This is a genomic window from Kitasatospora sp. NPDC059817, from assembly GCF_042731835.1.
In the GTDB taxonomy this organism is placed as follows: Bacteria; Actinomycetota; Actinomycetes; order Streptomycetales; family Streptomycetaceae; genus Kitasatospora.
The window spans coordinates 1-9,451 of the sequence record NZ_JBHWIR010000045.1 but is presented as its reverse complement, the minus strand read 5'-3'; the positions used below and the strand labels follow the sequence as shown (position 1 = coordinate 9,451).

At 71.3% G+C, this 9,451-nt stretch carries 8 protein-coding genes; 4 read left to right on the top strand and 4 right to left on the bottom strand.

The features are described from left to right. Positions 1–272: 272 nt before the first annotated feature. Both ACFV61_RS12555 and ACFV61_RS12550 read right to left on the bottom strand, forming a co-directional pair. Positions 273–851, bottom strand: a complete 579-nt coding sequence (locus ACFV61_RS12555; RefSeq protein ID WP_380491530.1) for a hypothetical protein — start codon at positions 849–851, stop codon at positions 273–275. Between the two features lie 14 nt (positions 852–865). Beyond that, complete coding sequence (locus tag ACFV61_RS12550) at positions 866–1,324, bottom strand: ATP-binding protein (RefSeq protein WP_380491528.1); 459 nt, start codon at positions 1,322–1,324, stop codon at positions 866–868. Between the two features lie 112 nt (positions 1,325–1,436). On the opposite strand from ACFV61_RS12550, the gene ACFV61_RS12545 reads away from it, so the two are divergent. From ACFV61_RS12545 to ACFV61_RS12535, 3 genes are all read left to right on the top strand, one after another. After that, positions 1,437–2,441, top strand: coding sequence for a helix-turn-helix domain-containing protein (locus ACFV61_RS12545; RefSeq protein ID WP_380491526.1), 1,005 nt, complete (start codon positions 1,437–1,439; stop codon positions 2,439–2,441). After that, the gene (locus ACFV61_RS12540) at positions 2,401–2,535 is read left to right on the top strand and encodes a DUF397 domain-containing protein (protein WP_380491524.1); all 135 of its coding nucleotides are present in this window, start codon (positions 2,401–2,403) and stop codon (positions 2,533–2,535) included. The genes ACFV61_RS12545 and ACFV61_RS12540 overlap by 41 nt, the downstream gene beginning before the upstream one ends. A gap of 132 nt (positions 2,536–2,667) precedes the next feature. After that, entirely contained in the window at positions 2,668–3,927 is a 1,260-nt protein-coding gene (locus tag ACFV61_RS12535) for a hypothetical protein (RefSeq protein WP_380491522.1), read from the top strand. A gap of 40 nt (positions 3,928–3,967) precedes the next feature. Here ACFV61_RS12535 and hrpB read toward each other — a convergent pair whose 3' ends face one another. Together hrpB and ACFV61_RS12525 are read right to left on the bottom strand one after the other, a co-directional pair. Continuing rightward, positions 3,968–6,499, bottom strand: coding sequence for an ATP-dependent helicase HrpB (hrpB, locus tag ACFV61_RS12530; RefSeq protein ID WP_380491520.1), 2,532 nt, complete (start codon positions 6,497–6,499; stop codon positions 3,968–3,970). Positions 6,500–6,539: 40 nt separating this feature from the next. Then, entirely contained in the window at positions 6,540–7,394 is an 855-nt protein-coding gene (locus ACFV61_RS12525; RefSeq protein WP_380337935.1) for a class I SAM-dependent methyltransferase, read from the bottom strand. Positions 7,395–7,808: 414 nt separating this feature from the next. On the opposite strand from ACFV61_RS12525, the gene rpsA reads away from it, so the two are divergent. After that, complete coding sequence (gene rpsA, locus ACFV61_RS12520) at positions 7,809–9,299, top strand: 30S ribosomal protein S1 (RefSeq protein WP_063347134.1); 1,491 nt, start codon at positions 7,809–7,811, stop codon at positions 9,297–9,299. The last annotated feature ends 152 nt before the right edge of the window (positions 9,300–9,451 follow it).

The following is a 9,451-nucleotide window of genomic DNA, read 5'->3' as shown; positions in this document are numbered from 1 at the left end:
CACACCGCCCCTCTCGCTGTGTGGCCCCCCCCCCCCCGCGCGGGGGGGGGTGTGCGCTAACAATCCCCCCCGCGCCCCCCCCCCGGCGGGGGGGGGGCCCCCCGTCCCGTGGACTGCTGCTGCTTCGTGAACATCCACGGTCCTCAAGATCGTCAACTGCTGCTCAAACCGGCAGACAAACGCTACTGCTAGAAGTGAACGAAGCCAGGGCGGTGTGCGGCAGATGGGTTCTGCGGGGCGCGCAGGAAGTCGGGTGGGTCGACTTCCTGTGTTCATGGGTGGGTTGTGTGGGTGGCTTGGGCTTGGGCTTGGGCTTGGGTGCGGCAGTGGGTGAGGGCGGGTTCGAGGCGGGGGTCGGGGGTGGGGGTGGTGGTGAGGAGCTCGCCGGCGGTGGTGAGGGTGGTCCAGTAGTGGGTGGGGTTGCCGGTGGTGGGGTGGGGTTGGGTGGTGGTGAGGGAGAGGTAGGCGGTGGTGAGGTTGCCGGTGGTGAACCAGCGGGTGAGGCCGTGTTGGTGGCCGGCGCGGATGTTGCCGTGGGCGTCGATGGCGGTGGTGAGGAGGTTGATGATGGCGAGGTCGTGGTTGTCGGGGGTTTTGGGGATGTCGAAGACGCCGAGGGCTTCGAGGAGTTCGCCGGTGTCGTTCTCGGTGCCGGGGCGGGGTGTGGCGAGGAGGGCGTCGTAGCAGTCGTTGAGGCGGCGTTGGGTTTCGGCGGCGGGGATGCCGAGGGCGGTGCAGACGGCGCGGGCTGAGCGCAGGGGTTCGTTGGTACGGCGGGCGAGGGTGGCGTAGGCGTCGGCGGGGGTGGAACCGGTGTCGAACAGGTGCCGGGCGGTCAAGGGGAGTCGCATGGTGGGCACCTTGTTCAGACAGTGAGGAAGGTGGCGGGCGTGGGGGCGGGTGCGGGGGCGCACAGGGCCCAGACGAACTTGCCGACGCCGCCGGCGCGGGGGCAGCAGCCCCATTTCTCGGCGAGTTCGTTGACGAGGAGGACGCCGCGTCCGTGTTCGTCCTCGGGCGTGGGGGTGTGGAGGGAGGGTCGGCCGGTGCCAGCGTCGTGGACTTCGAGGCGCAGGCGGTGGTCGCCGGTGAGGGCGAAGCGGACTTCGATGAGGCGGTCGGTGGGGGCGTCGGCGGTGTGTTGGACGGCGTTGGCGAAGAGTTCGCCGAGGAGGAGTTCGGCGGTGTCGGAGTAGCGGTCGCCGGTGGGGAGCGCGGCGAGGTAGGCGCGCAGCAACTGCCTTGCGATGGGGGTGGATTCGGTGCGGGAGTCCAGGCGGGCCGCGAACGGGCGGGGGCGGGGAGCGGTACGGATTTTGAGCATGGCGGGGCACCTCAAGGGGGCGGATGGGGGGGCGTGCGAAGGGAGCGCGATGTGACGCTGTGCACGCGAAAGATCGCTCTCAGGTGTCAATCATCGGGGTGCTGGAGTTACGGTGGCGACCAAATCGGCGTGTGGGGAACTGCGGCACCTGAGGGGGATTGCGATGGCACATCGGCGACTGGAGAGCGGGCTCACGTCGAGCCCGGCGGTGATGTTCGGCGAAGCGCTCCGTTTCGCACGGGAGCAGGCCGGCTACACGCAGGAAGACTTGGGCAAAATCCTGCACTGCCACCGGACGGTCATCACCCGGTGGGAAGGTGGCAAGAGGCCGATGGATGCGGACACTGTGGCGAGAGCCGACGATGCACTGGCGATGGGAGGCTTGCTCGTTCGGCTGTGGGAGCGGGTGGACTGGCACGCGGACATCGAGCACCCGGACTGGTTCCAGAAGTACGTGGAGCTGGAAGAGGAGGTCGCAGCGATCCGGGCCATCCAGTACAACCGGATCAACGGCCTGCTGCAGTGTGAGGACTATGCGCGTGCGATCTTGAGCCTTGGGGACGCGCGCAACATCCCGGAGCGGCTAGCCGAGAGGGTCGCAACTCGGATGGGCAGGCAGGAGCGCTTCCTGACCGGCGATGGGCCGATGCTGCTGGTGGTTCTCGACGAGAGCGCCATTCGTACCGTAGTCGGTGGACCGGGCGTGATGAGGAGGCAGATGGAACACCTTCTCTCCGTGAGTGAGCAGTCGAACATCTTCATCGAGGTAGCACCATTCGCTCGCCCGGCGAGGAAGATGCCGGCCACTTCCTTGTTCCTGCTGCTGATGCCGGACGGGAAGGAGTGGGTGTACTCGGAGAGTCTGTATCGCGGACACTTCAGTGATGCGCCGTCAATCGTCACTGAGGCTCGACGCGACTTCGACCTCCTGCGTGGCGATGTACTGTCGGTGGGCGACTCGTGTGCGCTGATCACAGATGCGATGGAGGAGTATCGGCATGAAGAACGTCGAGCTGGGGACAGCTTCTTGGCGCAAGAGCAGCTACAGCGGGGACGATGGGGGCGAGTGCATCGAGGTGGCCCTCGGATCCCTTCCCGGCGCGGTCCCGGTGCGTGACTCCAAGGACCCGCACGGGCCGGTGCTCGTCTTCCCGGCCTCGGCTTGGACGTCTTTCCTCTCCTCCGTCCAGGCCGGTGACTTCCCGGAGTAGTGATCCGCTGACGGGGGCGCGTCGCCTTCCGCGTGCGCCCACCGAAGCCCGGAACGCGCCTTCTGGCCAGGCGAAACGTGGATCGGTCCCTACGCTGGGTGTCGGCCCGCCAGCCTCGTCGAAGGACCGCGTATGCGCCGCTCCCGTCTCCTGCTGTCCCTGGCCCTGTCCGCCGTGACCGCCTCCGCCCTCGTCGCCGCCGATGCCGCGCCGGACGGGCAGGACGGGCCGGTCCCGTCGGTCAGCCTGCCGGTGCTCCGCGACCCGCAGGCCCAGCAGAAGCTCCACCGCATGACGGACCCGGTGCAGGACTGGGTGGAGTCCGGCGACCGGGCGGCGGACGGCTACGCCGGGACCGTGATCGACGCGTCGAACCAGCACGCCGACATCTACTGGAAGGGCGGGGCCCCGGCCGAGGTCCGGGCGCTGCTCGACGCGAACGCCGGCCCCGGCTACACCGTCGACGTCCACCAAAGCCCCTACTCCCGTGCCGAGATGCGTGCCGCGATCGACCGGTTCACCGCCGCTGTGGCGCCCGAGACATGGACGTCGATCGGCCCGCAGGAGGACGGCACCGCCATCGCGATCACGTACGTGCCGACGAAGGCGCCCCGGCCGACCGGCGGCGCCACGACCGAGCAGGCGTACTCCCGGACGGCCGCCGAGATCGCCGGGATGCCGGTGACGGCCACCGTCGAGGGCATCCCGGCAGCGCTGTCCGGCAGCCGGCACTCCGACAGCGCGCCGTACTACGCGGGCGCCGAAGTCAACACGGGCAAGGCCTCGTTCTGCTCGACCGCGTTCAGCGGTTGGAAGGACGGGACGAAGGTGCTGCTGACCGCCGCACACTGCGGCAGCGGCCGGTACTACAACGGCACCAGCGGCTACATCGGCGACCTGTACGCGATCGGCGACGGTTTGGACGTCGGCATGATCGGGATCAACGGCAACGGCGCCGGCCGGTTCTACGACGGTGCCTGGTCGGACAGCGGCGGTTCGTCGCGACGCACGTACGGGGTCGGACGCAACAACGTGGGGGACCTCGTCTGCCTCAGCGGCGCCCAGTCGGGGTGGAAGTGCGACGTGGAGGTCAAGAAGGTCGATGTCGAGACGACGAACGACGAGGGGACGAAGATCAAGCCGGTGGACGTCGCGGAGTCGAAGGGCGGTGACCGACGGGCGATCGGCGCGAAGGGTGACAGCGGCGGCCCCGCACTCGCCAATCCGTCCGGCGCGAACGGCGACATGGAGGCTCGCGGCGTGATCGTGGCCGGAAGGTCGGCGGTCGGCTGCCCGGCTGGATCGACGGCCCACTCGACGACCTGCTACGCGCAGGTGCTCTACGTGCCGATGACGCCGGTGGTGAGCCAGATGGGCTTCTCGATCTCCTGACGGCAGCACGAGCGGGGAATCCCCCCGCCGAGGAGGAGTGTCAGTTCCGCGGGTTGAGGCGGCGGGTGGGCTCCGCCGTCGACGGGTCCTCGGGCCAGGGGTGGCGGGGGTAGCGGCCTCTCAACTCTGCGCGGACGGCGCGGTAGCCGTTGTGCCAGAAGCTCTCCAGATCGCCGGTGACGGCGGCGGGGCGCCCGGCGGGAGACAGCAGGTGGATGGTGAGGGGGACGCGGCCGGCGGCCAGGGCGGGGGCCGCCGTCCAGCCGAAGAGTTCTTGCAACTTGACGGCGAGGAAAGGGCGTTCGGTGCTGTAGTCGACTCGTATCTTCGAGCCGGACGGCACGGTGATGCGCTCGGGGGCCAGCTCGTCCAGGCGGCCCGCCTCTCCGGTGGCCCAGGGGAGCAGACGCTGCAACGCCGCCGTGGTGTCGATGCGGGCGAGGTCGGCGCGGCGACGGGCGCGGGAGAGTTCGGGCTCCAGCCACTCCTCGGCGCGTTCCAGCAGCGCGGCGTCCGAGACGTCCGGCCAGGGGGCGCCGATGGCGGAGTAGAGGAAGGCGAGGCGTTCGCGCAGGCCCGGGGAGGGCCAGGTGAGTAGAGCGGAAACGCCCTCGCGGGCCAGGCCTTCGAGGACGGCCGTCCGGACGAGGGCCCGGTCGGGGCGGTTGAGCGGCTTCTCGGCGAGTTCGATCGCGCCCAGCGACTCGACCCGGCGGGAGACGACCTCGTCGCGGCGGGTGTCCCAGTGGACTTCCTCGCGGGATTCGAGCAGCGAGGCACCGGCGAGCCGGGCGGTGTCCTCGTCCAGTGCCGCCGCGTGCAGGATGCGGGCGGACGGGGAGCCGGCCGGGCGGTCGGCGACTGCGATGGCGAGCCACGGCAGTGCGCCGAGCGCGGTGCCGGGCGCGAGTTCGGCCGCCGTCCCGGAGGCCATCAGGTACGGGCTGCGCTCGCCGGGGACGGGCTTGTCGACCCGGGCGCGGGCGATGCGTTCGGGGAAGGCGAGGGCGACGACGAGGCCGGCGGCGGTGGTGTCGGGCAGTTGGGTGGCGGCCTCGGAGCCGGCGGCGCGCAGGAGGCGGCGGACTTCCTCGCGCCAGCGGCCGGCGTACGGGTCGCTGGCGGAGCGGACCGTCCGCCAGACCGCGCCGAGGTCGTCGCCGAGGGCGCGCGGCGGCTCCTCGGAGAGCAGGGCGACCACCTCGGCCGCTCGACGGGCGCCGACGGCAGGGGCGCCGTCCACGAGTGCGCGCCCCAGTCGGGGGTGCAGCCCGGTGCGGGCGAGGCGGACGCCGCGCTGGGTGGCCCTGCCGTCGGTGTCGACGGCGCCGAGGGCCTGGAGGGTCTGCCGGGCGGCGGCCATCGCCCCGGCGGGCGGGGCGTCGGGCAGGGCGAGGCCGGTGGCGTCCGGGTCGCCCCAGCAGGCGGCCTGGAGAGCGAACGTGGTGAGGTCGGCGAGGGCGATCTCGGGGGTGGGGAAGCGGGCGGCGAGGGCGTCCTCGGCCTCGTTCCAGCAGCGGTAGACGGTGCCGGGGGCTTCGCGCCCGGCACGGCCGGCGCGCTGGCGGGCGGCGGCGAGGGAGGCGCGGACGGTGACCAGGCCGGCGAGGCCCCGGGCGTGGTCGGTGCGCGGTTCGCGGGCGAGTCCGGCGTCGACGACGACGCGCACGCCGGGCACGGTGAGCGAGGACTCGGCGACGGCGGTGGCGAGCACGACGCGGCGGCCGTCCGAGGGGGTGAGGGCGGCGTCCTGGACGGCCTGCGGGGCGCGGCCGTGGAGTTGCAGGACGTCCGCCGCCACCGTGGACAGCTGTCCGGCGACACGGCTGATCTCGCCGACGCCGGGCAGGAAGCAGAGCACGTCGCCCTCCTGTTCGGCGAGGGCCCGCCGGACGGTGGCGGCGACGTGGTCGAGCAGCGCCGGGTCGACCCGGGTGCCGTGGGCGGGCCGGACGGCGCGCGGCGGCGGCGCCCACACCGTCTCGACCGGGTGGGAGACCCCGTGCGCCTCCACCACCGGCGCGCCGCCGAGGAGTTCGGCCCAGGCCGCGGTGTCGGAGGTGGCCGAGGCGCAGACCAGCCGCAGTTCGGGCCGCAGTGCCGCCCGGACGTCGAGGAGGAACGCGAGCGCGGTGTCGGCGTCCAGGTGCCGTTCGTGGCACTCGTCGAGGACGACCACGTCCACCCCGGGCAACTCCTGGTCGCGCTGGAGCCGTTGCAGCAGCACCCCGGTGGTGACCACCTCGACCACCGTCTCCGGGCCGACGCGACGGTCTCCGCGCACGGTGTAGCCGACCCGCCCGCCGACGGCCTCGCCGAGCAGCCAGGCCATCCGCCGGGCGGCGGCCCGGACGGCGAGCCGGCGCGGTTCGGCGACCAGCACGCGGAGCGTCGGACGCCCGGGATCGAGCAGCCCGGCGAGCGCGAGCGGCACCAGGGTCGTCTTGCCGGTGCCGGGCGGGGCGGCGAGGACGGCGGTGCCGGGCCCGTCCAGCGCGTCGTGCAGGGCGGGCAGGGCGCTGCGGACGGGCAGTTCGCGCCAGGCGGGGTTCAGCGAGCCGGGGTTCGGCAAGGCGTCAGCCCCATTCGGCGAGGCGGGGTTCGGCAAGGCGTCAGCCCCGTTCGGCGACGAAGATCGCGGTGCCGGGGATCAGCCGCCCGCGCAGCGGGGACCAGCCGCCCCACTCCTGCTCCAGGCCGGCCGGCCACTCGGGCTCGACCAGGTCGGTCAACCGGAAGCCGGCGCCGACGAGTTCGCGGACCCGGTCGCCGATGGTGCGGTGGTGTTCGACGTAGCTGGCGCGCCCCTGCTCGTCCTCCTCGACGTAGGGGGTGCGGTCGAAGTAGGAGGAGGCGGCGGTGAGGCCCTCGACGCCGGGCTCGTCGGGGAAGGCCCAGCGGATCGGGTGGGTGACGGAGAACACCCAGCGGCCGCCGGGGCGCAGCACCCGGTGCACCTCGCGCATCAGGGCGGAGGTGTCGGCGCTGAACGGGACGGCGCCGTAGGCGGAGCAGGCGAGGTCGAAGGAGGCGTCGGCGAAGGGCAGGACGGCGGCGTCGGCCTGGACGACGGCGACGGGGGTGGCGCCGCGGCCGAGGTCGATCCGGCGGGAGTGCTGGAGTTGGCGGTGGGAGATGTCCAGGGCGACGGGGCGGGCGCCGCGGCCGGCCAGCCAGCGCGAGCACTGGGCGGCGCCGGCGCCGATCTCCAGCACGTCCTTGTCCGCGACCTCGCCGAGCAGGTGGGCGTCGGCCTCGTCGAGGCCTTCGGGGCACCAGGTGAAGCGGTCGTCGCCGAGGAACTCCCCGTGCTCGTCCTGGTACTCGTCGGCGTTGCGGTCCCACCAGTGCCGGCTGGCCCGGCTGCTCTCCCCGGTGCCGGCCGCGCGCCGTACCGCGTCGTCGCCGTCGCCGTCAAGATCATGCAGGTCGGACTGGGGGGTGGTGGCCACGGTGATAATGCCCATCGCGTAGGGTGTGGAGTGCGGAAGCGCCGCTGCCGAGACCGGGCCCGTCAAGGACCCGATCCTGGCGGTGGCATCCGGGGAAGGGCCCCCTTCGGGCGCCACCGCAAGGTGCGCAATCGGAGGATATGGCCTGATCCATACCGGGCTCCACCGTCTTGCCGCTCTTGGCGTTGACCGTGCCTGGCCGTCCCCGTATGCTACAAGTTGCGCTGCGGGCCTGCGCGCCTCAGACGGAGCAGGTCGCGCTCGCATCTGTCGAAGACCCCACGGTCGCAAGACGGACGCCGGATTTCTCGCTGTGCGGGAATGCCGGTGCGCCGTGTTCTTGGCTGTCCGGCTTTCGGTGGGAGCGATACGGGCCCTCCGCGTGGCATTACCTACGACTTTCATGTCCGTACCGGAGCCCTTTTCCTAATGACGAGCCCCACCGACTCCTCCCTCAGCACCACCCCGCAGGTCGCGGTCAACGACATCGGCGACGCCGAGGCGTTCCTCGCCGCCATCGACGAGACCATCAAGTACTTCAACGATGGCGACATCGTCGAGGGCGTCATCGTGAAGGTCGACCGTGACGAGGTCCTCCTCGACATCGGTTACAAGACCGAGGGCGTCATCCCGTCCCGCGAGCTCTCGATCAAGCACGACGTCGACCCGCACGAGGTCGTCGCCGTCGGTGACAACATCGAGGCCCTGGTTCTCCAGAAGGAGGACAAGGAGGGTCGTCTCATCCTGTCCAAGAAGCGCGCTCAGTACGAGCGTGCCTGGGGCACGATCGAGAAGATCAAGGAAGAGGACGGCATCGTCACCGGTACCGTCATCGAGGTTGTCAAGGGTGGTCTCATCCTCGACATCGGCCTCCGTGGCTTCCTGCCGGCCTCGCTCGTCGAGATGCGCCGCGTCCGCGACCTCCAGCCCTACGTGGGCAAGGAGCTCGAGGCCAAGATCATCGAGCTGGACAAGAACCGCAACAACGTGGTCCTGTCCCGCCGTGCCTGGCTGGAGCAGACCCAGAGCGAGGTCCGCCAGACCTTCCTCACCACCCTCCAGAAGGGCCAGGTGCGCTCCGGCGTCGTCTCCTCGATCGTCAACTTCGGTGCCTTCGTGGACCTGGGTGGCGTCGACGGCCTGGTGCACGTCTCCGAGCTGTCCTGGAAGCACATCGACCACCCGTCCGAGGTTGTCGAGGTCGGCCAGGAGGTCACCGTCGAGGTTCTCGACGTTGACATGGACCGCGAGCGCGTCTCCCTGTCGCTGAAGGCGACCCAGGAGGACCCGTGGCAGCAGTTCGCCCGTACCCACCAGATCGGCCAGGTCGTTCCGGGTAAGGTCACCAAGCTGGTTCCGTTCGGTGCGTTCGTCCGCGTGGACGAGGGCATCGAGGGTCTGGTCCACATCTCCGAGCTGGCCGAGCGCCACGTGGAGATCCCGGAGCAGGTCGTCCAGGTCGGCGACGAGATCTTCGTCAAGGTCATCGACATCGACCTCGAGCGTCGTCGCATCAGCCTGTCGCTCAAGCAGGCCAACGAGGCGCTGGGTGCCAACCCGGCCGAGGTCGAGTTCGACCCGACCCTGTACGGCATGGCTGCCTCGTACGACGACCAGGGCAACTACATCTACCCGGAGGGCTTCGACCCCGAGGCGAACGACTGGCTGGCCGGCTTCGAGAAGCAGCGTGAGGAGTGGGAGCGCCAGTACGCCGAGGCGCAGTCCCGCTTCGAGCAGCACCAGGCCCAGGTCATCAAGAGCCGTGAGGCCGACGCCGAGGCCGCTGCCGAGGGTGGCGACGCTGTCGCCGCCGCTGCCGGTGGCTCCTACTCGTCCAGCAGCGACGAGGGCTCCGGCGCTCTCGCCTCGGACGAGGCCCTGGCGGCCCTGCGCGAGAAGCTGGCGGGTGGCCAGAGCTGAAGCTCTGACCCGCTGCCAGTGCCTGGCGCATAGCTGAACGGTGGGGGGGGGGGGGGGGGGCGGGGCGGGGGGGGGGGCGCGGGGCGGGGGGGGGTTTGGTTGGGGGGGGGGTGGGTGGGTGGTGTGGGTTGTTGAGTGTGTGTGAGTTTGAG

Bases quoted from the DNA above. Each gene is read 5' to 3' on its own strand.
- ACFV61_RS12550 (WP_380491528.1), bottom strand. From the start codon at position 1,324: ATGCTCAAAATCCGTACCGCTCCCCGCCCCCGCCCGTTCGCGGCCCGC.
- ACFV61_RS12535 (WP_380491522.1), top strand. From the start codon at position 2,668: ATGCGCCGCTCCCGTCTCCTGCTGTCCCTGGCCCTGTCCGCCGTGACC.
- ACFV61_RS12555 (WP_380491530.1), bottom strand. From the start codon at position 851: ATGCGACTCCCCTTGACCGCCCGGCACCTGTTCGACACCGGTTCCACC.
- rpsA (WP_063347134.1), top strand. From the start codon at position 7,809: ATGACGAGCCCCACCGACTCCTCCCTCAGCACCACCCCGCAGGTCGCG.
- ACFV61_RS12525 (WP_380337935.1), bottom strand. From the start codon at position 7,394: ATGGGCATTATCACCGTGGCCACCACCCCCCAGTCCGACCTGCATGAT.